The organism is Psychrobacter sp. WY6 (assembly GCF_018448495.1).
Classification (GTDB): Bacteria; Pseudomonadota; Gammaproteobacteria; order Pseudomonadales; family Moraxellaceae; genus Psychrobacter.
Map to the genome: position 1 here is coordinate 1,313,153 of NZ_CP049902.1, position 23,317 is coordinate 1,336,469.

At 42.7% G+C, this 23,317-nt stretch carries 20 protein-coding genes, 4 tRNA genes and 3 pseudogenes; 18 read left to right on the forward strand and 9 right to left on the reverse strand.

Going from position 1 to position 23,317, the window contains the following annotated elements:
- Positions 1-29: 29 nt before the first annotated feature.
- The 3 genes from G7Y90_RS06520 to G7Y90_RS06530 form a co-directional block, all read right to left on the reverse strand.
- Entirely contained in the window at positions 30-815 is a 786-nt protein-coding gene (locus G7Y90_RS06520; protein ID WP_198329684.1) for an SDR family NAD(P)-dependent oxidoreductase, read from the reverse strand.
- A 294-nt stretch (positions 816-1,109) separates the two neighbouring features.
- A complete protein-coding gene (locus G7Y90_RS06525; RefSeq protein ID WP_250163712.1) occupies positions 1,110-1,592 on the reverse strand; it encodes a hypothetical protein in 483 nt (160 codons plus the stop codon).
- A gap of 316 nt (positions 1,593-1,908) precedes the next feature.
- Positions 1,909-3,069, reverse strand: coding sequence for a hypothetical protein (locus G7Y90_RS06530; RefSeq protein WP_250163713.1), 1,161 nt, complete (start codon positions 3,067-3,069; stop codon positions 1,909-1,911).
- 90 nt (positions 3,070-3,159) lie between these two features.
- On the opposite strand from G7Y90_RS06530, the gene G7Y90_RS06535 reads away from it, so the two are divergent.
- Positions 3,160-3,525 carry a hypothetical protein gene (locus tag G7Y90_RS06535; RefSeq protein ID WP_250163714.1) on the forward strand — a complete coding sequence of 122 codons (366 nt, stop codon included), beginning with the start codon at positions 3,160-3,162 and terminating at the stop codon, positions 3,523-3,525.
- 31 nt (positions 3,526-3,556) lie between these two features.
- Positions 3,557-3,934: a hypothetical protein gene (locus G7Y90_RS06540; RefSeq protein ID WP_250163715.1), complete on the forward strand. Its 378-nt coding sequence runs from the start codon at positions 3,557-3,559 to the stop codon at positions 3,932-3,934.
- 37 nt (positions 3,935-3,971) lie between these two features.
- Here G7Y90_RS06540 and G7Y90_RS06545 read toward each other — a convergent pair whose 3' ends face one another.
- From G7Y90_RS06545 to G7Y90_RS06555, 3 genes are all read right to left on the reverse strand, one after another.
- The gene (locus G7Y90_RS06545; RefSeq protein WP_250163716.1) at positions 3,972-4,763 is read right to left on the reverse strand and encodes a WG repeat-containing protein; all 792 of its coding nucleotides are present in this window, start codon (positions 4,761-4,763) and stop codon (positions 3,972-3,974) included.
- A gap of 121 nt (positions 4,764-4,884) precedes the next feature.
- A complete protein-coding gene (gene polA / locus G7Y90_RS06550) occupies positions 4,885-7,875 on the reverse strand; it encodes a DNA polymerase I (protein ID WP_414707428.1) in 2,991 nt (996 codons plus the stop codon).
- 197 nt (positions 7,876-8,072) lie between these two features.
- The gene (locus tag G7Y90_RS06555; protein ID WP_060490459.1) at positions 8,073-8,486 is read right to left on the reverse strand and encodes an organic hydroperoxide resistance protein; all 414 of its coding nucleotides are present in this window, start codon (positions 8,484-8,486) and stop codon (positions 8,073-8,075) included.
- Positions 8,487-8,829: 343 nt separating this feature from the next.
- On the opposite strand from G7Y90_RS06555, the gene G7Y90_RS06560 reads away from it, so the two are divergent.
- The 14 genes and pseudogenes from G7Y90_RS06560 to G7Y90_RS06635 all read left to right on the forward strand — a co-directional run bounded on the left by G7Y90_RS06560 (position 8,830) and on the right by G7Y90_RS06635 (position 18,442).
- Positions 8,830-9,075: a hypothetical protein gene (locus G7Y90_RS06560; RefSeq protein ID WP_250163717.1), complete on the forward strand. Its 246-nt coding sequence runs from the start codon at positions 8,830-8,832 to the stop codon at positions 9,073-9,075.
- 333 nt (positions 9,076-9,408) lie between these two features.
- Positions 9,409-9,627 (forward strand): hypothetical protein, encoded by a 219-nt coding sequence (locus G7Y90_RS06565; protein ID WP_250163718.1) that lies wholly within the window; start codon positions 9,409-9,411, stop codon positions 9,625-9,627.
- Between the two features lie 188 nt (positions 9,628-9,815).
- A pseudogene (locus tag G7Y90_RS17780) lies at positions 9,816-11,408 on the forward strand (peptide chain release factor 3).
- Between the two features lie 211 nt (positions 11,409-11,619).
- Positions 11,620-11,925, forward strand: a complete 306-nt coding sequence (locus tag G7Y90_RS06585; protein WP_250163721.1) for a hypothetical protein — start codon at positions 11,620-11,622, stop codon at positions 11,923-11,925.
- A complete protein-coding gene (locus tag G7Y90_RS06590) occupies positions 11,900-12,469 on the forward strand; it encodes an RsiV family protein (RefSeq protein WP_250163722.1) in 570 nt (189 codons plus the stop codon). Before G7Y90_RS06585 ends, G7Y90_RS06590 begins: the two co-directional genes overlap by 26 nt.
- A 123-nt stretch (positions 12,470-12,592) precedes the next feature.
- On the forward strand, positions 12,593-13,747 hold the full coding sequence (locus G7Y90_RS06595) for an FHA domain-containing protein (RefSeq protein WP_250163723.1): 1,155 nt from the start codon (positions 12,593-12,595) through the stop codon (positions 13,745-13,747).
- A gap of 214 nt (positions 13,748-13,961) precedes the next feature.
- Positions 13,962-15,456: pseudogene (gene trpE, locus G7Y90_RS06600) on the forward strand (anthranilate synthase component I).
- Between the two features lie 176 nt (positions 15,457-15,632).
- Positions 15,633-15,708: transfer RNA gene (locus G7Y90_RS06605), tRNA-Thr, on the forward strand.
- A 67-nt stretch (positions 15,709-15,775) separates the two neighbouring features.
- Positions 15,776-15,859: transfer RNA gene (locus G7Y90_RS06610), tRNA-Tyr, on the forward strand.
- An 84-nt stretch (positions 15,860-15,943) separates the two neighbouring features.
- Positions 15,944-16,017 (forward strand) — tRNA-Gly (locus tag G7Y90_RS06615).
- 117 nt (positions 16,018-16,134) lie between these two features.
- Positions 16,135-16,209, forward strand: a tRNA-Thr gene (locus G7Y90_RS06620).
- A 517-nt stretch (positions 16,210-16,726) separates the two neighbouring features.
- Positions 16,727-17,902 (forward strand): annotated as a pseudogene (gene tuf / locus G7Y90_RS06625) (elongation factor Tu).
- Positions 17,903-18,088: 186 nt separating this feature from the next.
- Positions 18,089-18,232 carry a hypothetical protein gene (locus tag G7Y90_RS06630; protein WP_250163724.1) on the forward strand — a complete coding sequence of 48 codons (144 nt, stop codon included), beginning with the start codon at positions 18,089-18,091 and terminating at the stop codon, positions 18,230-18,232.
- A gap of 6 nt (positions 18,233-18,238) precedes the next feature.
- Positions 18,239-18,442: a GNAT family N-acetyltransferase gene (locus G7Y90_RS06635; protein ID WP_250163725.1), complete on the forward strand. Its 204-nt coding sequence runs from the start codon at positions 18,239-18,241 to the stop codon at positions 18,440-18,442.
- A gap of 193 nt (positions 18,443-18,635) precedes the next feature.
- On the opposite strand, the gene G7Y90_RS06640 is transcribed toward G7Y90_RS06635, so the two are convergent.
- The 3 genes from G7Y90_RS06640 to trxB form a co-directional block, all read right to left on the reverse strand.
- A complete protein-coding gene (locus G7Y90_RS06640) occupies positions 18,636-19,070 on the reverse strand; it encodes a MerR family transcriptional regulator (RefSeq protein ID WP_045447676.1) in 435 nt (144 codons plus the stop codon).
- A 96-nt stretch (positions 19,071-19,166) separates the two neighbouring features.
- Complete coding sequence (gene aat / locus G7Y90_RS06645; RefSeq protein ID WP_250163726.1) at positions 19,167-19,976, reverse strand: leucyl/phenylalanyl-tRNA--protein transferase; 810 nt, start codon at positions 19,974-19,976, stop codon at positions 19,167-19,169.
- Positions 19,977-20,999, reverse strand: a complete 1,023-nt coding sequence (gene trxB, locus G7Y90_RS06650) for a thioredoxin-disulfide reductase (protein WP_045456114.1) — start codon at positions 20,997-20,999, stop codon at positions 19,977-19,979.
- A 587-nt stretch (positions 21,000-21,586) separates the two neighbouring features.
- Between trxB and G7Y90_RS06655 the strand changes: the two genes are divergently transcribed.
- Together G7Y90_RS06655 and G7Y90_RS06660 are read left to right on the forward strand one after the other, a co-directional pair.
- On the forward strand, positions 21,587-22,822 hold the full coding sequence (locus tag G7Y90_RS06655) for a DNA translocase FtsK 4TM domain-containing protein (RefSeq protein WP_250163727.1): 1,236 nt from the start codon (positions 21,587-21,589) through the stop codon (positions 22,820-22,822).
- Entirely contained in the window at positions 22,795-23,148 is a 354-nt protein-coding gene (locus G7Y90_RS06660) for a hypothetical protein (protein ID WP_250163728.1), read from the forward strand. The genes G7Y90_RS06655 and G7Y90_RS06660 overlap by 28 nt, the downstream gene beginning before the upstream one ends.
- Positions 23,149-23,317 lie beyond the last annotated feature (169 nt).

A 23,317-nucleotide genomic window follows, 5' to 3' on the forward strand; every position in this document is an offset into this window, starting at 1 on the left:
AACAGTATAACGAATAGGCGATGTTGTTATTAAGCACCAACCTTGGTATTGACCCAGCGGATTACAGAATCTGGCGTGACTTGCGAGACTGCTTGAAAGATTTTTGCTGGCATGCCCACAGAGTAATGCGTACTTTTGAGTTTACGATTGGGACTGGTCGTCAATTTACACAATGTTTTGGCGACATCGTTGACCGTTAGATGGATGCCCAAGCGATCCATACTGGTCACTTCGATATCGGCAGTCATGTCAGATTTGACCCACAGCGGCATCACATCGATCACCTTGATACCCAATTTTTCGTACTCAATATTAAGGCCTTCTGTGAGACCTCGCACAAAAAACTTACTGGCCGCATAAGTCGCAACTTCGGGTTGACCATAGATAGCAGAAGCAGAGGACACATTGATAATTTTGCCGTCTTTGCTATCAGCTAGATAAGGTGCCAGTTTATGACAGCCAATCAAAACACCTTTACAGTTGACGTCAATTAAAGCCAATTGCTCATCTAGATTGGTCGTTGGCAATGCGCCACTGACCAGCACCCCAGCATTATTAATGAGTGCATCAATACCACCGAAATGTTCAATCATTTGCTTGATCGCATTGTCCCACGAATCAGGCTGGTTGACATCCAGCTGACCTGTGATAACACGCTGTTGTTTGACGGCTTTCTTAAAAGATTTGTCTTTAATGGCGCTTTCAAGTGTGGCAGTATTGGTCGCAAATAACCCAATATGATGACCTTTTTCCGCCAGCCTTTTGGCGGTGGCCAAGCCGATACCACGTGATGCGCCTGTAATCAATATATTCATAATAAGTGACTTAATCGTTATTAATCATGAGTAAATCGAGGTCGTATATTAGGATGCTTATCCCTCGGACTTATTATTATAGTCATTCCACTATAATAATATTACTGCGTTAGCCTCGCTTGAAGTATTAAATATACATCTACACTCGGTTGCTTTGTACTGTTTTTAAATTGAACCGACTATAGTATAACAAATTCGTCTAAATGTATTTTGCTAGAGAGTATAACTATTGATGTAGAGCGCATGGTGATTAATATAACGAGTAGTTATCACTGTTAGCAGAGACACTCTGCGTTAGTGTGAAGCCGTTTGACAATGCAGCTCGCTCGTCTCTTCTGCTTGACAGTCGTACTCGTTTAAGTTTAAGCGCCACAAATAAATCAAGGCAATGCCATAAATAGCAGTCTCTGATAGCTCTTCTGTAATGACGCCAAAAGCTTCGGGAATCATAATGGCGTTTTCGCCCATATATTCTAATAATGCCAAGGCAGCGACGCTAAAATACAAAGAAACGGGTACTTTTTTTAATATTGCCCAAAGATAACGCCATGAATAAGCCAATAAACCAACGATCAGCACATAAACGATGGTCAGGATGAGGTCTTCCCACCAGTCATAAGAATGGCTGAACAACACAAAATCAGCGGGAACCAATAAGTCTGGTAGATAATTTAACTCACGGCGTATCACAGCAAAGAATACCAGCACCGCTGCCAACCAAAAAGCTCGAATCTGTTTAAACGTATTTGTGGCAGAGCGCTGTAGTAAACACTGCACGCAACGTAGCAGACAGGCGAATAAAAAATAATGCCAGGGATTTCGATGATGCCATCTGAACTCAAAATAAAAACCTCCTGATTTTTTAAAATAAAAAAAGTGAGCACAAAGGCTCACTTTAGACCGAACATTATCCAATGACATATAACGCAATAAGCCGCTATTATAACGCCAATGTCAGCGCTATAACGTTATTTAATATAACTAATGAGTCATATGTCATTGTTAATACAAGCAAACAAATGCTCTTTGTTGTGCACATTGCTATCGGCTATGTATACCTATGATGATACAACCAATTCAATAGATAGTAGGGTTAAAATAACGCTTCCATCCGTAATAATGCTGACGGGTAATGGTCCTTATCCGCTGTTTTATCATTGTAATAATTTAGCTCTGTTTGTACATAAAGCCACTCTCGCCAGACAGGTTGGCGGTAGCTTATAGCAGGGCCATAGCTGTTTAATGTTGATTTAGCATGGTCAAAGTAACCGCCAGTAGAGACACCATAAGCCAACTGTTTTTCATTGCCCAAGTAGTGTACTTGTCTGAGGTCGTTGCTCCAGTCTGTGCTTTCTTCATTGTCTTGATTGCGATAACGGATGGCGGTGCGATTATTGATGAACTGGTCAGCATTTGTACCATATTGCAGATTTAGCCCGCCTTTTGCATAGTGCTCACTATCGAGTCCATAACGATAGTAACTATCACTAGTGACAGTCCATTTTTTGCTGTCATACCAGTCTTTATCGACGCTCACTTTTACGTATAAGTCATCGAGCGAGCGAACCCCGACATCGATATCTGTTTTGACCCCTAACTGCTGCTCAACCTCATGACTAAAACGTGACCAACGAAGGGCGATAGAACCATTGTCTTCTCGCGTTTTTCTTCTGTTGACGAGTCCGTCTTGGTTACTGGTATTTGCTTGGTAAGTATCGCCCGTCACATTCTGTTTTAAGAAAGTATCTTCATCCAAATCCTCATCACCGATAATCAGGCTCAATCTTTTTTCTAATACTGGCAATCGTAAGCGGCCGCGAATCCTAGGTTCAACGCTCACGTCACTGCCTGATTGTGGATCGTTGACCCAGCGGGTATCTAGTACAACTCGTAAACTGGCTTTGGCAGGTTTTTTGGGATCTGGTTCGCCGAACCAACCGTCCATTTTTTGTGCCCATTCATGCAGCTGTTCTTGGACCTCTTCACGGCGCTCGTCCGTCCAGTTTTGTGCTCCTTGTACTGATCGAGCAGACTGCTCGGCAGATGTTTCGGTAGGTTGAGGTCGATAGCCAAATTGATTGAGGTTTTCATCTCGATTAGAGTTAGCATCATGAGATAACGAAGCCGTGTCAGATTTTAGCGGTTCGACTTTCGGCTCTGTGGTAGACGTAGTATCCGCCCATGCTTGCGTGCATAAACTTAAGCTGGCAAGTGTGTAAAGGGTAATGGTGTTGAAATTTGCTGGTTTAATCATGGAGAGCTTCAATTACTTTGGGTAGCTAAAAAGGACAAACAAAAGTATTATGCCATAAGTCGTTAAGCACACATATAGAGGCGCTATTATATGAAAGTTTTAATCATTGTAAGCTTGTTTCTGATGGTCTTGCCTTCAGCACATGCTGAAATATCTCTTGATGCTAGGCAAGCTGTTGAAAAAATTATGAGTGTTTATTACAGTTCAAGCTATGATAAGTTGCGTGGTTGTACCTTATATGATGACGGCTCAGAAATCTATTGCCTTGCTCCTAAGCATTATGAATTTAAAAACATCGAGGGAGTAGATACTTTATATGTATTGGTTTCTGGTGATACGGTGGAAGATGGTGCACGAGTGACACCAGGACTTGGCGGATTATTCATACTTTATAAATTAGGCAATTCTTGGGTCGTCTCTGCAAGCAGTCCTTATAAAAAATGGCGGAGCGGGTAGAAGTCAGCTCAAAGATTTTGATTTAAGAGAAGTGGGTGCTGATAGGTACGGTTGGGTAGGTAAGTTTTGTGGCTCCGGTGCAGGTGGTCAAACCAATTGTTCTTGGAGTATGTACGCTGCTATGACAAGTGGTAAAGTCGAAGAAGTGGCAAGATTGGATTTAGATTATTCGTATGAGCTTATGAGTAAACCGTCATATGGTGAAGCTGAAAGTGATGTTAGTATCAATACAGGTGGGGTTATGACTCAAGGCTTTTATCCCTTAAAAGTCACTGTCAATTACGAACACGGTCTTTATGATAACAACTACGAGCCAATACCCTCTAGTCTGGATAAAGGTACAGATAGCTTTATTGTAGAGTTCAACGAGCAGACACAGATGTTTAACTTGCCAGATGATAAAAGTTAAGATGAAAAATTCTTATTATCTTTAGCGGTTACTGTATTTATCTTTGTCTATCGAGTATCACTTCAGGCATCGTGTCAAGATAGCTGCTAACAGCTAAGCGATCACCATTTGAATCAAAATAATAAAAATTATTGCCTTTCAAAAACTTAAAAGTATCTATGTAATAATTATCAATGAAAATAGGCATGTCATACTCCGTAGGGACGATTATTTTATTATCTTTATTTATCATGCCATAACCATTCTCTTTTGCCACGACTGCCAAGCCATTATGAAATGAATCAGCATTCAGATAGTTTAAGGGTACAACAGTCTTTCCACTGCTATTAATATAACCCCACAGTTCATCCTTTCTTACAGGTGCTAGTCCTTCTGAGAAATACCTGATTTCGTCAAACTGATATGGAATAGTAAGTTCGCCAGTATCATTAATAACACCCCATTTACCCTCGTATTCAACAGCCGCCTTACCTTCAGAAAAAGGTCTGACATCATCATATATTATCGGAATAATGACTTGGTTTTTTTTGTTGATGTATCCATGATGTTCATTTTTTTTAACGATGGCGAGTCCATCAGAAAACTCAGCAGTAAAGTTATAACTGAATGGAACGATGATATTGGCTTGTTTATCAATAAAACCATATTTCCCATCTTTCTGAGCACTTGCTAAACCTTCATTGAAGTCACATAGCTCACCCCAACTTACTCCCTTCGACAACTTATATCCTGGCAATAATCCGCATGCTATTACGTAATTGCTTAAAGACAAGCTAAAAGCTAGGATGAGTGTGGTCGATAATTGTTTGATAACGGAATCCTTAGTCATCAACGTCAGCTCCTACGAATTAGATACTATCGATTGGGTATGATATGGGCAATCTAAAGAACAGCCCATATCCTATAAAATAAAAACGTTAGGTCTTGAGCTGTTTTATTCTAAAAAACGCTTAATGCGCCTCATCCCAGTTCTCGCCCGCACCCGTCTCAACCAATAATGGCACAGCAAAGTCCACATTCCAGCCTTTTTCAACGGCAGTGGTCGTTAAGACGTCTTGCATTGCATTGGTAATGAGTTGGCTAATCTCATCTACCTTGTCACTATCCACTTCAAACACCAGTTCATCATGGACTTGTAGCAGCATTTTGGCGTGCGCTTTTGGCAGTACTTTATCGACGGCAATCATAGCCAGCTTAATTAAATCAGCCGCTGAGCCTTGTAGTGGCGCGTTAATCGCAGCACGTTCAGCGCCTTGTTTGACCATGCGGTTGCTATGAGTGATATCAGGCGTGTAAAGCTTACGACCCAATATCGTCTCGACATAGCCTTGCTCATGAGCACTGGCGCGAGTATTGATCATATAGTTTTTGACACCCGGATAGCGATCAAAATACATATCGATATAATCTTGTGCCTCATTGCGGCTCATTTGTAGTTGCTTGGCAAGTCCAAAGGCGCTCATGCCGTATAGCAAACCAAAATTAATGGCTTTGGCATTACGGCGCTCGGTCGAGGTTACGTCGGCAACATCCTTGCCAAGTACTTCAGCAGCAGTCGCAGCGTGAATATCTAACCCTTCGTTAAAGGCATTCGTGAGGGTTTTGTCTCCTGAAAAGTGTGCCATGAGACGCAATTCAATTTGTGAATAATCCGCCGCCAAAATAACGCGACCTTCTGGTGCGATAAAGGCTTGGCGAATCAAGCGACCAGTCGCGGTACGAATCGGAATGTTTTGTAAATTGGGATCAGTCGAAGACAAACGCCCAGTACTGGTCAATGCTTGATGATAGCTGGTATGTACGCGGTCAGTCTCAGAATCTGCGACATTATCAAGCGCATCGGTATAAGTGCTTTTGAGCTTAGATAGACCGCGATATTCTAAGGTGATATCGACCAATGGGTGATCTATTTTTGATAATACCGCTTCACCAGTAGAGTATTGACCGGATTTGGTTTTTTTGCCGCCCGGAACGCCGAGTTTCTCAAATAACATTTCGCCGAGCTGCTTAGGTGAGCCTAAGTTAAATTCTTCACCAGAGATTTCATAAGCCTGTTTTTCAAGCGCGATAACTTCTTCGTCGAAGCGCTTTGATAGCTCATTTAAAAATGGACGTTTGATTAAGATACCGTTTGCTTCCATCTGGCAGAGTATCTCCGCCGTTGGAATCTCTAGCTCGTGTAGCAATTTGGCATTATTGGCATCGTTCGCCAGCTCAACGCTGAATACCTCAAATAGCTGATAAGTAATGTCAGCATCTTCACAAGCATAGTCGCTAGCGATATCGATGGCGACTTGGTCAAAGGTGACTTGCTTAGCGCCTTTACCAGCAACGTCTTCATAGCTGATGGTTTGCGTTTGTAGATAATGGCGTGCCAAATCATCCATGCCATGACGAGTGATAGCGGCATTAATCACGTAGCTGGCAAGCATGGTATCCATTGCCCAGTTATTGGGACGAGAATGAATGCTACCCAATAAATCGATATCATAATGGCTGAGAATATGCGCATCGTATTTTAAATGCTGACCGATTTTACCGATATTTGGGTTTTCTAAAATAGGTTTTAGACGTGTTAAAACGGTATCACGGTCGAGCTGTTTAGCCGTCAGCTCGTCACCCTCTAGCGCATGTGTCAGTGGTATGTAATAGGCTTCATGCGCTTGTACCGCAAAAGACAAACCGACGATTTGTGCTTGACGCCAATGGACGCTAGTGGTTTCGGTATCAATGACAAAGTGCGGCGCAGACTCTAATAATTCAATCAAACTGTCAAACGCATGCTCATCTAAAACGGTGTGCCACGCTCTATCATGCTGTTTGCCGTTTTGGACATTCTCAATACTGCTTGATTGTAGCGACTTAGCGATTTGTGCTTGTGATTCTGCATCTGCTTGGCTACTTGCAACACTTTGTGCGCCGTTCCCATTAGCATTGGCTGGATGGTTTGGGTGGTCAAGAGAAGCAAGCTCATTTCTAAACTCAAGCTCGCTATATAGCTCGCGCAATTCATCTATATGGGCACAAGGATTGGTATCGATTTTCAAATCATTCCAGTCTTGACCGATATCTAAGTCTGTGACGATAGTGGCCAGTTTGGCATTGAATGGAATTTCCTCTGCATGCTCAATCAAGCCTTTAGCGCCGCGTCCTTTAATAAAGCCAATATGCTTTAACATATTGTCGATATCACCGTACTCAACGAGTAAGTCTTTCGCCGTCTTTTTACCGATGCCGGGCACGCCTTTGATGCCATCAGAGGTGTCGCCCATCAAGGTTAAAAAATCAATCATTTGGTTTGGATTAATACCGAATTTTTCGATGACCGCTTGGGTGTCTGTTACTTTGCCCGTGAAGCTGTCTTCCAATATGACGCAGTCATTGACCAGTTGCATCATGTCTTTATCGCCGGTTGAGATAACCACATGATGACCTTGCTCGACCGCACGGTGCGCCAGTGTGCCTATAATGTCATCTGCTTCTGCACCTTCGATGCGTAATAAAGGGATACCTAGCGCGGTCACCAAACGATGGATATAAGGAATTTGCTCCACCAGCTCTATGTCGATGGGCGGACGCGCCGCCTTATAATCAGCAGACATATGATGGCGAAAAGTGGGTGACTTGGTATCAAAACAGACCGCCATGTGAGTAGGATGATATCGACGCATCAGTTTTAGTAGCGCATTGAGCGTGCCACGGATGGCATTCGTTATCAGCCCTTGCGAGTTTTGCATGGTTTTTGGCAAGGCGTGATACGTGCGAAACAGATAGTAAGAGCCATCAACCAAAATAAAAGGTGGCTGATTTTTGTCCACGTGACTGGTGTCCATAGTCGCTACGTTGGGCATGGTATCAAAATTTGGTAAGGCTTTAGGGTCAAGCGCTTGATGCGAGTTGTGGTTATTGTCTACGGAGGAGTCGGTCATATGGTCAGTCATAAAGGTCACTTATTATTAGGTATCAGATAGAGTCAATATCAGATAAAACGATGCTTCCATTATAACGATAAAATCAGACCTTGCCGAACTTCTCGATAGTTATGATATTTATACTGCTGACAGACGCTCATAAAAAAAGAACCCAGTATTCACTGAGTTCTCTTATAGATAAAGCCGACATTGTTATTGTTAAAAATCTATCTCACTTCTGAAGTCACTTCACTATCGATATTACCGTGAGTCGCTTTAGAATATGGGCAAACTTTATTGGCTTTTTCGACCAACTTTTGGAACTCATCCGCTGATAGCTCTGTGTTTTCAGCAGTAACATGAATTTTCACGGCTAATTGAAAATCTAAGCCTTCACCTTTCATTAAATCTACGGATACTTCAGTGGTAGAGTCAAACTTTGCTTTTTCTGCCCCTTTGACCGCAGCAAGTGCGCCATCAAAGCAAGCTGCATAGCCCATCGCAAATAACTGCTCTGGATTATTACCGTCCTTACTGGAACCCGGCGCGACCATATTAATCGTCAAATCACTGTCTTGCAGACTGGCATTACCTGTACGGCCGCCAGTAACTGTTGCTTTGGTGGAATATAGTGTTTTCATAACATATCCTTTGTTGTGAGTTTTTATGTTTAAGCAATAAATTTTGATAGGAGATTCAGCATAACAAACCAGTGCATGGGCAATATAGGTCAGTCGTAAGTATATACTGTGGATTTGTAAGTGAACTGTTAGTAGAATCTTTAGCTGCATTTAACTATCGCAAGAAAAGCTTAATCGCTATAAGTGACAGAAGTATTAATGTAATATAGGAATATAGCTGTAAAAAATAAAGTTATCAAATAGATGATAAAAAATCTAACCAATAAAGGTCTTATTCGATGAATAAATCAATAGTGTTACCTATTGCACTTTCTTTGCTAACATTTACCCTTGCTGACCAGCTTTGACAATAGCTGATAAGCAAGCGAAAGATAGCGCTATTGCACGCATCGATGAGACCTACCGTACTGGTGAGCGTGAAATCAAGATAAAAGATATCGTTAATAATTATAGTAATCAAGGTTTGAATACTTTGGACAGAACGGTATTATCAGACAATTTTGAAGGGCGACTGGATAATAAGAATATTGAAGTTGATAACCGCACTGTCAAACGTCTGTCTATGAAAAAGACAGTAATAACAAGCTAGACTACGAAACCAATTATAAGACGCTTAACTTATCAGGCTTGCAGGCAAACAGTTATAGCGCTGGTACAAACATAAATAACAGTCGCGGTATTCTCACCGACTTAAATAATTATCCTAAGATTCCGGCTAATGCAGAGTTTCCGATAGGCTCTGTTTGTTATATTCCAGTAGTTGAGAGCGAACGCTCGTTTTTAGCTTTTAACGACAAAAACGACGGGATATACATCGCTCGATAAGTGGATTGATGCAGCTGAAAACCGTTTTAGCGATGATAGAGGCTACAGAACCTCTGAGTTTGGTGTAGGCATAGGCAATAAGCAAAAAGCGGCACAAGTGACGTTCTTTGAATACCGGAATCAGCCTGCTTATCAGTACAATGGTGTCGAATATAACGATAGCACGGATGATAAAAATGCTATTTATGAAGCAAATTATGTTGCCAAAGGTGTGATAAATCCGAATACCAACAGTATTCGCGGTGTGGTGGATTGTACGATAGTCAATGAAGTCGCAGGAGATTTCTTGGCCGCACAAATCAAACGTTACTATTAATCATAAAAACTTATCATGTTAAAAAACTGACCAACACTCTCTATTTGACTATCTAGGGAGTGTTTTTTTATGCGCTAATTCTGCACCTTGACGCTAAATCCGCTACAATACGCTCATTATTTATTCTATTTAGTTAGATTACTGTCTAAAAGACAGCCTTTTTGAAGTTAAGGTTGAAGCCAAAAATTATGAGCGTAGATCCAAAGAAATTAAACAAAGAAGTGGCTAAACGCCGTACTTTCGCCATTATCTCGCATCCCGATGCAGGTAAGACCACCATGACTGAAAAGTTACTGTTATGGGGTCAGGCAATTCAGGTAGTAGGCGAGGTCAAAGGCCGCAAAACTGATCGCCATGCGACTCAGATTGGATGAGTATGGAGCAAGAGCGTGGTATCTCGATCACCACTTCTGTCATGCAGTTTCCTTATCAAGACCATGTGGTCAACCTATTGGATACACCGGGTCACGCCGATTTTAGTGAAGATACCTATCGTACCTTGACCGCTGTCGATAGCGCGCTGATGATGGTCGATGGGGCTAAAGGGGTCGAAGAGCGAACCATCAAGCTGATGGAAGTCTGCCGCATGCGCGACACGCCAATCATCTCATTTGTCAACAAGCTGGATCGTCAAATTCGTGAGCCGCTTGAGTTGCTTAGCGAGATTGAGGCAGTGTTAAAAATTAAATGTATTCCAGTGACTTGGCCTATCGGTATGGGACAAGATTTCGTTGGTGTCTACCATCTGACCGAAAACAAAACCTACCTTTATGAAAAAGGTAATGGCGGCAAGATGACAGTCTCTGAGACTCGCGAAGGCTACGATTATCCGGACATTCGTGAGCGTTTGGGTCAATTGATGTTTGATGCTTTCGAAGAGTCACTTGAGTTGGTACAAATGGCGTTAGAAGAATTTAGCGTTGAGGCGTTCTTAGCGGGCGAGATGACGCCAGTATTGTTCGGTACAGCATTGGGCAACTTTGGCGTAAACATGGTACTTGATACCTTGATCAAATATGCACCGCCACCCAAGTCGCATCCGACCAATGAGCGTGAAGTAGCGGCAACAGAAACAGATTTTAGTGGTTTTGTCTTTAAAATTCAGGCCAAATGGACCCACGCCATCGTGATCGCATTGCCTTCTTACGCGTGTGTTCAGGCAAGTATGAAAAAGGCATGAAGCTAAAGCATGTACGTTTGGGTAAAGACGTACGTATTGCCGATGCACTGACCTTTTTGGCAGGGGACCGCGAAGCGTTAGAAGAAGCGTATCCGGGTGATATCATCGGTTTGCATAATCACGGCACCATCTCTATCGGTGACAGTTTACGGAAGGCGAGGAGCTGAACTTTACGGGTATTCCGCATTTCGCGCCTGAATTGTTTCGCCGCGTCATTCTAAAAGATCCGCTCAAATCGAAAGCCTTGCAAAAAGGGCTACAGCAGCTAAGCGAAGAGGGCGCGACACAGGTCTTTATGCCGCAGATTAATAACGATTTAATCTTGGGTGCGGTTGGTGTACTACAGTTTGAAGTGGTCGCGCATCGTCTCAAAGAAGAGTACAAAGTACAGTGTATCTTTGAGCCGATATCGATTGCCACCGTACGCTGGATTCATTGTGATGATGAAGTGGCATTAGCGAAATTTAAACGCAAAGCTCATGACCAATTGTCGCTAGATGGCGGTGGTTATTTAACGTATCTTGCCCCATCACGGGTCAACTTGCAGCTGATGCAAGATCGCTATCCAGAAGTCACTTTTAGCAATACTCGTGAGCATTAAAATTCAATTTCATGAGTTAGTTTATCTTTTAAGACACGCCAGCCGTGTCTTTTTTATTAGCTTAGATTTAGGCATTAAACGAGAGAGGGTAGGTAGCTATTCGTTAGCAGGAGACAGCAAAACCCTAAAAACACAAACAGTGTTCCTACAATACATCGTCATTGTTACGGTAGAATATCAAGTAACATCTTATGTTTATGAAAGAGGATATATGAACGCTGCGAATCAAATTGATATCAATAAGCCAACAATGAATCCGCATTTATCGATGACAGCAAGTCGTAGTCGTCTGCTGAGACTGCTTGCCGGCAGTTTACTGCTAGGTAGCATCGCGATGCCTGCAAATGCAGGTAATCTCATCAGTAGCACGGATTATCTAGAATATGAGCTGCCTAAAAAAGTGCAAGCACAGTGTGTTGAGCGCGATAATTGTCCAGAAATTGACATCAAATATCTGAAGACCAATCACGGTTGGATCAATGATATCGCCAATGCGCGTATTAATAATCGCCAATAGTAAACCGACTGAATCTGCGCCTATCAAAACGAACGTCAATCAGACAATGGTGAAAGCCGCCATTGATGACTTTGCCAGCTCACAGTTTATAGATATGCCAGAGGGCGGTTCATGGGCTTATAGCCTAATGGTAACGCCTGAGTATTTGGGTCATGTCAGTGATTTTGAACTGTTTGAAATCAATACTTATGTCTTTACTGGTGGCGCTCATGGCATGCCTTATAGCGAATACTTGATATTTGACCTTGGCACCAAAAAACAAATCAAGCTTGAGGATATGCTTCAATCAGGCAAGGAATCACGTTTTAAAGCGCTTGCTTATGATGCTTATAAAACTTGGGTTAAAACGGTTGACGACGATGTCAGCAGTTATGAGAAAAACTGGCCATTTACCTTAAGTGACAATGCGACACTGACGGACAAAGGCATCGATATTCGTTATCAGCATTATGCTATCGGCCCATATGCTTATGGTATGCCTGTACTTAGTATTCCGTACAGTAAGCTCGACGGTGTCATAAAGCCGCACTTTATACCTAAATAGTTCGGATGGTCATTGCATAACTTATTACGGTTTATATTAAAAAAATCGTAAAATCTCTTAAAAAATTGGCAATGATTTATCTAAAACCATTTGAAATTTAATAAAAGAATAAGGAGTTACCGCATGACGAACAATACAGATAGTATGAAGGCGACAGTCGACACAGAGACTTGGCAACTTAATGCATTAACAGAAGCGCTTGGTGACCTAACGTTGACGGTCAATGACAGCCTGTCTGTTGGTCGTGGCAGCGACAATGACGTGGTACTTGGTAGCAAGCAAGTATCGCGTAATCATGCGGTGTTAAGCATCTTAGATGGTCGATTGTATGTCAAAGATTTAAACTCATCGAACGGCACATTTATCAACGAGCAGCGTATCGAAGGTAATACATCGAGCCTTTTACAGGTAGATGATACCATTGGCTTTGCCAGTTTCAGCTTTCAGGTGAACGCGCCACTTGCTGCTACAGATACTGATGTATTAGCGCCCGTAGCAGTAGAGGGTTCAGTGGCTGAGACTGAGACAGTGGCTGCTGAAACGACTGCCGAAATACAGGCTGTCGAAAACTCGACGGTGAGTGAACCTGTTGTGCATGAATCAGTAGTAAAAGAGCCGATTGTTAAGCAAACGGGCGTCGAAGCTATTCTGCCTGTGACAGCTGATGTGAAGACAGTACCTGTTGATAGCGCCTCGGATAGAGTAGCAGACTCAGTAGGGGTAACTGAGACCAGTGTTAATGAAACGGTTGAACCAGTCTTACAGGAGCCGATTGTGAAACAAACGGGCATCGATGAAGTTTTAACGGCTATAGATAATACCGTGTCTAACACAACTGAAGCGGCACCAGTCGCTGCTGCAACTGTAGCAGATGCACAACCTGCTGTAAGTCAGCCAGAAGCCGTCACAGCGACAGAGGTGGCATCGACAGCACCTGCGCATGATACGTCATTAGTAGAGCAGTCAGCTGTACATGAAAAGCCAGCAGTTGAATCAGAGCATGACAAAACGACTAAAACTGCTCTACAAGAAGAAGCAGATCCCGACATTCTACGAGCCAAGCAGGCGGCAACCGCACAGTTTTCTGGCACTGCCAATCTAGGTCAATCTCGTGATCTTGGCACAGAAGGTAATAATGCGATGGATCAGGCTATCAGTAATCCAGCCAATGCAGGACAGGCAGAGAAAAAACCAAGCGGTGGTTGGTTCATTTGGGTGTTTATTGCCATCATCATTATTGCGTTAGCATTGTGGTTATTTAACATGGGCGGTGCGTAACCAAGTACTGACCAGTGCATTTGACATGCTCTAACCCAAGCGGGCTTTGGTATAATTGTTAGCCAACTGTTAGCTACTATCGGCTAATAATCCGGCAACCCTCACGAATATGTCACTTTGATAGCGTCAACATTCAATAGAGTGTTGACGCTATATTTTATTTAACAGTCTGCTGTTTTATCTTTTGCCAATGTTTTGTTAAGAGAGCATTATTATGATGAACTTTGAAGAATATCAAGCTTTTAAAGACCGTGGCTTTAGTCATGCTCCACTGATAAAAAAACGTCTAATGGATGCACAGACACCAGTATCTGTATTTTCTAAAGTACGTGATTTAAACGGCTCTGCATATTTATTTGAGTCTGTCGTAGGCGGGGAGCGTTGGGCTCGATATTCGATGATTGGTTTAGGTAGTGATCTCATTTTGCAGTATGCCGATGGTAATATGACCGTCAAAAAAAATGACCATACCGATGTCGATGCAGTCGCTGACCCGTTTGACTATATTCGTCAGCTAATGGCGCAGTATAAGATGCCAACAGTCGAGGATATTGCAACGCTACCGAGCTTTAGCGGCGGCTTAGTAGGTTACTTTGGCTATGACATGGTGAGGGTTATCGAGCCAAGCGGGGTTTATCAATGCCCCCAATCCGATGACAATGCCGGATATGTGGCTGATGCTATCAATGAGCGTGATTGTTTTTGACAGTTTAGAAAATACGTTATCTATCATCGTTTATGCTGATTGTCACACTGAAGATGGTTATAGCAATGCCATCCGCGAGCTAGAAAAAATTGAAGAAAAACTGGCAGAAATGCCAAATCTGAGCGCACCCGTAATGCCGACGCCGACATTTACCTCACAAACAGGCGCGCAGAAATATTGTCATGATGTCAATAAAATAAAGGATTACATTTTAGCAGGCGATGTCATGCAAGTCGTTCCTGCGCAGCGTTTGACGGCCGATTATACTGGCGACTCATTAGCAGTTTATCGTGCCCTACGATTTTTAAATCCATCGCCTTATTTATTCTTGGTACATGGTTACACCCTCGATGATCACAAGCGTTTCGACATTATTGGGGCATCCCCTGAGATATTATCACGTATCGAAAATGGTAAAGTGACGGTACGACCATTGGCGGGTACTCGTAGACGCGGACAAGATGAAGCGGAAGATTTAGCGCTTGAAGAAGAGCTGCTGAGTGATAAAAAAGAGATCGCCGAGCACTTGATGCTTATCGATTTGGGTCGTAATGATATTGGCCGCGTTTGTGAATATGGCAGTGTCAAAGTCACCGAAAAGATGTTTGTCGAGCGTTATTCGCAAGTGATGCACATTGCTTCTAATGTTGAAGGGACGATATTGCCCAATAAGGATGCGTTGGATGTTTTTTGTGCGACGTTCCCCGCTGGTACGCTATCAGGTGCGCCCAAAATACGCGCAATGCAAATCATTGACGAGATAGAGCCAGTCCGCCGAACGGTATTTGGCGGCTCAGTCGGTTATCTGGGCTGGCATGGCAACATGGATAACGCCATTGCTATTCGTACTGCTGTGATGCGCCGTGGTAAAATTCATATCCAAGCGGGTGCTGGGGTTGTTGCTGATTCTATTCCAGAAGCAGAGTGGGAAGAGACCAACAAAAAAGCATTGGCGTTGGTCAAAGCGGTAAAGATGGCGTGTAATGGTTTACGGATTCGCTAGGGACTCCAGTCATAAAACACAGTATGCGGTTATTGTGGAAAAACAGCCTATTTTTTTATTTAAAAAAATCATTACAATCAATTAGTTTATTTTTTATTGAAATAATCAAAAAAGGCAAAAAAGGGCTTGCGTCTTTCAAAAAATTTGATAGAATAGCCACCACTTTAAGAGAACAAGCCGACTTAGCTCAGTTGGTAGAGCAACTGACTTGTAATCAGTAGGTCGCCAGTTCGATCCCGGCAGTCGGCACCATCTCTCTTAAAGTAGCTTTTTATGAATCTGTCTTAAACTAAAGCCATTTTTGTTTAAAGCAACCTAAGGTGGGATTGGGGAGCGGTCAAACCCAACAGACTGTAAATCTGTCGCGAAAGCTTCGAAGGTTCGAATCCTTCTCCCACCACCATACTTTTTTAAGTTTGTCATAGCGCCAAGCATACTCTTTATACTTAATGACTCTCGATTAGAGTCCTCTTGAATAAGAGTAATTGCGGGTGTGGTATAATGGTAACACCTTAGCCTTCCAAGCTAATGACGCGGGTTCGATTCCCGCCACCCGCTCCATATACAACATCGCAAAGATTATCAATAAATCATCACGACAGTCAGTTTTAGTATTGCTGTATCGTGATATTTTTTTTAGTAAATCCATAAGTTGTTTTTTGTGGTTATTAAAAACATGCTCATATAGCTCAGCGGTAGAGCACTCCCTTGGTAAGGGAGAGGTCTTGAGTTCAATTCTCAATATGAGCTCCATTTTGTTTAAACCTCTTGTGTTTGCTTTGCCATCTTTAAACAGTTCGTGTCGATATCGAAATTACAAATATTGAAAATTATAAATTACAGTGTAGCAAATAATATTTAAGGGTGACACTGAGGTGTTGCCTTTTAGTGCTGTCAATTTATCAAGCTATCAATACATGAGTAATTATCTAAAAGTATCTAAGACAAAATTATTTAAGATAAAAGTATCTAGGTTCGGCAGGCTCCAATATTATTAATGATTTACACTAAGATAAAGTAGTGCAACAGCGATAATGTAATATCCTGCAATGTTCACTAGATTAAAAAATACGTATAATGCTTAAACCTATGTGTGCAGCATTGAAATGCATGATCTGAGCACATATATACAGTCGTAAAGTGATCAAACAGTTTTAGTAGATAAGCCATAGCGTCAACGGTTTGATGGTTCTGTATGCATCATGAGCCGTCAAACAGCTATTCACGATCTTTGATTGATAAAGATTCACCAAAAAAAGAGGAAATACCCATGGCAAAGGCCAAGTTTGAACGCGTAAAGCCACACGTCAACGTCGGTACAATCGGACACGTTGACCACGGTAAAACAACCCTAACAGCTGCCATCGCAACTGTAGCAGCAATCACCTCTGGGCGAAGCAAAGACTACGCGTCTATTGACACAGCACCAGAAGAAAAAGCACGTGGCATCACCATCAAACTCACAGTAGAATATGACACCCCAGCACGTCACTACGCTCACGTCGATTGCCCAGGTCACGCCGATTATGTTAAAAACATGATCTGGTGCCGCTCAAATGGACGGCGCAATCCTAGTCGTATCAGCAACTGACGGCCCAATGCCACAAAACCCGTGAGCACATCTTGCTTTCACGTCAGGTTGGCGTACCGTACATCATCGTATTCATGAACAAATGTGATGTTGTTGATGACGAAGAATGCTAGAACTCGTAGAAATGGAAGTTCGTGAACTTCTTAATGACTACGACTTCCCAGGTGATGATACAATCATCCATGGTTCAGCGACTGAAGCCCTAAAAGGCTCACAAGAAAAGTACGGCCAACCAGCGGTTGTAGAACTTCTTAACGTTCTTGACACCTACATCCCAGAGCCAGAGCGTGACGTTGACAAAGCATTCCTAATGCCAATCGAAGACGTATTCTCAATCTCAGGCCGTGGTACTGTGTAACAGGTCGTGTTGAATCTGGTATCGTACGCGTAGGCGACGAAATCGAAATCGTCGGTATCCGTGACACTCAAAAAACCACCTGTACTGGTGTAGAGATGTTCCGTAAACTGCTTGACGAAGGTCGTGCAGGCGAAAACTGTGGCGTACTACTACGTGGTACTAAGCGTGAAGACGTCCAACGTGGCCAAGTACTCGCTAAGCCAGGTTCAATCACGCCGCACACCAAGTTTGACGTGAAGTATATGTTGAGCAAAGAAGAGGGTGGTCGTCACACACCATTCCTAAACGGCTATCGTCCACAGTTCTACTTCCGTACTACTGACGTAACTGGCGCAATCCAATTACAAGACGGTACTGAAATGGTAATGCCTGGTGATAACGTTGAGATGGGCGTAGAGCTTATCCACCCAATCGCTATGGACAAAGGTCTTCGCTTCGCAATTCGTGAAGGCGGCCGTACTGTAGGCGCTGGTGTTGTTGCTAACGTACTAAACTAATCTATCAGTCTCAGTAATGAGATTGTAAGTTAGTCAAAAAAAAGCCATCCTTGTTTAAGGGTGGCTTTTTTTGGTTACAAAACAGATAACGGCATAATCAATATTATAATGATAAATATTTGAAATACAGTAAGTGCTATTGTATTTGGGTTTGTATAAATAATAGTAAAAGGATACATAATGTTGATGATAAAGATTTTATCAACCCAAAGTGTAGATTTTGAGCAAGTGCTGCAAGCAGTAGCGGATATTGAAGCCATCGTTCAACCGCAAGATGCTTGGGGCTATCAGACATTGGTGGAATCACTCAAGATAGCATGCATCTGCTGATCGTTTATGAGCAAAAAGACAATATTAATTAATACTACTGTGACAGGCTATTGTTTATATCAAGTGATTTTTGAACAAGCGGAGATTTTACGTATTGGCACTCATCCTGATTATCAACGTCAAGGTATTGCCTCACAAATTTTTGCCAGATTGAATACAGAATTGAGAAAGCATCAGGTGGAGAGCCTTTTATTAGGTGCGCGCAGATAATACGCCTGCGATAGCCTTATATGAGCAGCAAGAATTTGCTCTCATTCATAAGCGTAAAGGGTATTACCAAACTCCCCATCAACCAGCTATTGATGCCCTGATTATGCAGCGCCTGTACGTCCGAGAATAATGAATGGTATCGAATGGAGCCAAATAAACCCGCAGAATAGTAGATGGGTCGGCACTTTTATCATTATTGGGTGGGTATTTTCTTTTTACAGATTTCAATATTGAGTTTATAGTCATTATCTACTTTCATACGCTCAAGAACATCGATGCGTTCGCTTAATAGTTCTACCATGAGGCTGATATTGGCTTGCTGTTTTTGTATTTGCGCCAATTTTTGCTGAGTAAGCATCAGTTGTAAATCAACATCCAATTGACCATCGTAATAATCATTCAAGCTGTCTCTGATTTCAGTGAGTGTAAAGCCAATCGCTTGCGCACTTTTGATTAGCTCAATACGTTCGATACATTCTGGATGAAACTCGGTATATAAACGCGAGCCTGCCTGACGCTTACGAGATTTTAGCAAGCCCAGTTGGTCATAATGACGAACGGTATCTTTGGTTGTTTGAGCTTTTGTTGCCAGTGTTCCAATCAGTAAGAACGATGTGTCGGGTGCCATGATAACCTCGTCGGTAGGTAGCAGTTGATAAGGTACGAGTTAATAAAGTAGCGATTAACAAACAGACATAAGCTATCAATCACTTAGTCATCGTATTTATTTTAAGATAAGCTGCCAAGGTTCTATGGTATCAAGTAACGATACGGCGAGTGGTTTATGAGAGTTATTTTGCCATTTGACAGTGCTATTAGCCGTTAACAGATCCAATTGAGTCAAAAAGTCAGCACGCGGTAGCGTGGTTGCACCCAAGCTCATCAAATGCTCATTTGGTAGCTGACAGTCGACCAGCGCCACATGGCTTTGTTCACATAAGCGCATTAAACCCCAAAATGCGAACTTTGAGGCGTTAGAGGCGATATGAAACATCGATTCGCCAAAGTAAATGCTACCTATTTTTAGACCATAAAGCCCGCCAATGAGTTGCCCTTTATCATTCCAAACTTCAATGCTATGTGCAAATCCTTGTGCATGCAGTTCGGTATAAGCCTCAATCATTTCTTCATGAATCCAAGTATGTTCGCCCTCGGGCTGTTCATTATTGAGGCGATCACTGCGCGGTAAACTACAGGCATGAATAACGTCATCAAAAGCTTGATTCAGGGTTAATTGCCAACGCTCGCGGATGGCTTGCTTACGCAGCGACTTGCTTGGCTTATAATTGGTTGGCACCATCACACAGCGCGGCTCTGGGCACCACCATGCAATTGGTTCATCTTCATTAAACCAAGGAAACAGACCTTGCGCGTAAGCAGAAATTAATGTTTCGGCTGCCAAATCTCCTCCGACAGCGACGATGCCAATGCCGTCAGGATCAACCGTTAAAGGGTCAGGAAAGTCATAACGCCCAAGACTTTTTAAGGTCTCAGGCGTGATGTGCTCATTGTTGTATTGAGAGAAATTACCCATTTAGGCTTCTTTATCAGCAGTCAATGTTGACGCATAAGTATGGTCAGCGGCTGTGGCTTCGCCAATCGCATCCAAGTATTTTTCAGCATCTAGCGCGGCCATACAACCCGTACCAGCAGAAGTAATTGCTTGACGATAGACATGGTCTGCGACATCACCTGCGGCAAATACACCTTCGATGCTGGTTTGTGTGGCATTGCCGTCTAAGCCGCTTTTGACAATAAGATAGCCGTCTTTCATATCCAGCTGACCTTTAAATAAGTCTGTATTCGGCTTATGACCAATCGCGACAAACATGCCAAACACGTCTAACTGTTTGGTGCTGCCATCAATCATAGATTCGATGATTACGCCATTGACGCCCATGTCATCGCCGACGACTTCTTTGACTTTATGATTCCACTCGATTTTAATATTACCGTTTTTGACTTTTTCAAACAGTTTATCTTGGAGGATTTTTTCAGAGCGTAAGCTATCACGGCGATGCACCAAGGTCACTTCAGCAGCGATATTTGATAAATATAGGGCTTCTTCAACAGCAGTATTACCACCACCGATGACGGCAACTTTTTGGTCTTTATAAAAGAAACCATCACAAGTTGCACACGCTGATACGCCTAGGCCACGGAATTTGGTTTCTGATTCCAGTCCTAAATATTGTGCTGATGCACCAGTCGAGATAATAAGCGCATCACAAGTGTAGCTACCATTATTACCCGTCAGCTCAAAAGGTCGCACGTTTAAATTGACTTCATTGATATGGTCATAAACCAATTCAGTACCAAAGCGCTCGGCATGGGCTTTCATGCGATCCATCAATGCAGGACCTGTTAAGTCATGCGCATCGCCCGGCCAGTTATCGACTTCAGTGGTGGTGGTTAACTGTCCACCTACTTCCATGCCCGTGACCATGACAGGTTTGAGGTTGGCACGTGCTGCATACACAGCCGCTGCATAACCAGCAGGGCCTGAGCCTAGGATAATGAGTTTTTCGTGACGTGGAGCAGTATTGTCAGTTGCCATGAGTTATTCCTTGCTAAATATAGATGTTAAAGATACGAGTGAGCAATATAATAAAAACAGTCTTCAAAATTGATGCTAATGGGATTTTCTAATCGCTGCGTGATAATAACATAAGGGCATTGGACGAAAAGTACAAGTTTGCTAAAACAAACACAGGTATGATTACAATCAAAGTATATTTTTCTTGAAATACTATGGTTAGAAACCGCTGGTATTTTATAGGACTTACCTAAATGACTGTCCTTGTTCTGTTCGTTATATTTTGCGAGTGACATAAGTTTTTGTTTAAACCGTATGATTTTTATCTAAACCGTATACAGACTGATTTTATTGCACGCTTTCTTTGTAAGACGGTCGCCACTATCCCTATGTATTTGTTATTATAAGAAGTTATGCCAAGTGTACCAAAGGCAAAAAGAAGGCTGTTGTATATCGCTTTTATAATAGACAATGTTTTCTGTACACTTCGCTAAGTGCGTCTGTATCAGCACTTTATATCCAACCCTTTATCAGCGCTTTATGTCAGCATGATTAGGCTTAGTCATGTATTGGCAACCATTTAGTATTAATAACAAGGCAGATCTTACGTGATATCAGCACCGCTTATTGAGTATTTAAAAAAGGGAATATTTACCCTCCTTGGGTTAATACTGGCCGTCTATCTATTTGTCATTTTGATGACATATACCAGTAACGATCCCAGTTGGTCGCATATCAGTAGCGATATGACCACGATTAATAATGTAGGCGGCGAATCGGGTGCTTGGTTATCTGACTTGCTTTATAGCTTCTTTGGTTTTGGTGCATGGTGGCTGCTGGCGTTTGTGGTTTATGAGTCTATCCTTATTTGGTGGGACAACAAGCCAACGTTTTGGCTGATGCGAGTGGTTGCTTATGTGTTTTTATTATTAAGTGCCAGTGCGTTGTTTGCACAATTGGTGGCGTTAGTACAGCAATTGACCAATCCAGGAACGCTAGGGCTGGAAAGCGTGGCTGGTGGCATTATTGGGTTTGAATTACAGGCGCGTTTGGCACAGCTTTTATCGCAGTGGGGGAGTGTGATTTTCTTGACGGCATTCGTCATTATTACCGCGACTTTTGCTTTTAATATTCATTGGCTAGCGATTTATGAGAAGGTTAAGGCGCTATCGTGGCTGGGCTCAGGGGTGAAGCATCAGGGTAGGATGCACGATAGCGTGTCAACCACGCCAGAAAATATCAATGCCAAGCAAAATGATGAAAACATAGCCAACAGTAACGCGAAAAAAGACGCAGCCGATCACGAGCAGCTGCCATTTGAGTTACAAGTTGCTGGCAATGCTCAAGCCGTAGACAACAGTGGTCGGTTCAGCAATGTGTTGTCAGAGTTTTTGGCAACGTCAGGGTTGGCTGAGAGCGTTAAAGCTTCTGTAGTTGCCGCAACACAAGCGGCGATGCCTAATTCAGCTGCTAAATCTAGTCGTGAGAATAGTGAACCTGTTCCTGTCTCAGTAGAGACACCTAGCAATACTGTTCAAAATCTAGCAAGTCATACGAATACATCGACGCCGTCAAGTCCTGCCATGACTACTATCCGTAAAGTCGAGCCAAGCTTTGCTTGGAATGACGCCAATACTGTCGATGACTTGTTAGCTAGCGAGCAAATGGCTTATCACGCTAATAATATGAACACTTCTGATTCAGCTGCTACTACTTTTGTATCTGCTGATAGCAATACTGAGTCGTTAGAGACTGTGGTACCAGACTCTACAGCGATATCAGCCGTAGAGATGTCCGAAGCTCAATCAACAAGAACTTGCCGTCAACAGCTCAGCCATCAATAAATGAGCTGGTATACGGTGAGACGGCTGACGAAACGGATAATGAGCCTAAATCGTTCGAGTTAGAGGATAACGTGGAGGCCGTTGATATACTGGCCGATGCATGGTTGGCAGAGCATGCTGATGTCTCAACATCTACAGTCATGCAGCCTACAGAAATAGGGCAACCTGCAGGAACAGTACAAGTAGACGATATGGGCGAGCTGCCCAAAGCAGTAGTCACAGCGCCTGAGACAGACTCATCTAATAGCGAAATGAACGACTTTACTGATAGATGGGTTGATGAAGAGCCTGAACTGTCACGATTTCGAGCCTTCTTCTGTACCTAATGAAGCGAGTATCGCCAAAGCAGTAGACGTGGTTGAACCAGTTGCTGATATGACGCCGACCAATACGCCACCGTCTAATCCTAAACTGCCGCCTACGGTAGTAGAAACCCGCGTCACAGCATCAGCTATTGAACCAATGGTTGCGCCTAAACCAACGGTAAGTTTTGCG

What these genes read in the sequence shown, in the direction of transcription:
- aat (WP_250163726.1), bottom strand. Translation starts at nt 19,976, where the DNA reads ATGGGTAATTTCTCTCAATACAACAATGAGCACATCACGCCTGAGACC.
- G7Y90_RS06630 (WP_250163724.1), top strand. Translation starts at nt 18,089, where the DNA reads ATGATAAAGATTTTATCAACCCAAAGTGTAGATTTTGAGCAAGTGCTG.
- G7Y90_RS06590 (WP_250163722.1), top strand. Translation starts at nt 11,900, where the DNA reads ATGCGCGTATTAATAATCGCCAATAGTAAACCGACTGAATCTGCGCCT.
- trxB (WP_045456114.1), bottom strand. Translation starts at nt 20,999, where the DNA reads ATGGCAACTGACAATACTGCTCCACGTCACGAAAAACTCATTATCCTA.
- G7Y90_RS06520 (WP_198329684.1), bottom strand. Translation starts at nt 815, where the DNA reads ATGAATATATTGATTACAGGCGCATCACGTGGTATCGGCTTGGCCACC.
- G7Y90_RS06635 (WP_250163725.1), top strand. Translation starts at nt 18,239, where the DNA reads ATGAGCAAAAAGACAATATTAATTAATACTACTGTGACAGGCTATTGT.
- polA (WP_414707428.1), bottom strand. Translation starts at nt 7,875, where the DNA reads ATGACTGACCATATGACCGACTCCTCCGTAGACAATAACCACAACTCG.
- G7Y90_RS06555 (WP_060490459.1), bottom strand. Translation starts at nt 8,486, where the DNA reads ATGAAAACACTATATTCCACCAAAGCAACAGTTACTGGCGGCCGTACA.
- G7Y90_RS06530 (WP_250163713.1), bottom strand. Translation starts at nt 3,069, where the DNA reads ATGATTAAACCAGCAAATTTCAACACCATTACCCTTTACACACTTGCC.
- G7Y90_RS06535 (WP_250163714.1), top strand. Translation starts at nt 3,160, where the DNA reads ATGAAAGTTTTAATCATTGTAAGCTTGTTTCTGATGGTCTTGCCTTCA.
- G7Y90_RS06595 (WP_250163723.1), top strand. Translation starts at nt 12,593, where the DNA reads ATGACGAACAATACAGATAGTATGAAGGCGACAGTCGACACAGAGACT.
- G7Y90_RS06640 (WP_045447676.1), bottom strand. Translation starts at nt 19,070, where the DNA reads ATGGCACCCGACACATCGTTCTTACTGATTGGAACACTGGCAACAAAA.
- G7Y90_RS06585 (WP_250163721.1), top strand. Translation starts at nt 11,620, where the DNA reads ATGAACGCTGCGAATCAAATTGATATCAATAAGCCAACAATGAATCCG.
- G7Y90_RS06545 (WP_250163716.1), bottom strand. Translation starts at nt 4,763, where the DNA reads ATGACTAAGGATTCCGTTATCAAACAATTATCGACCACACTCATCCTA.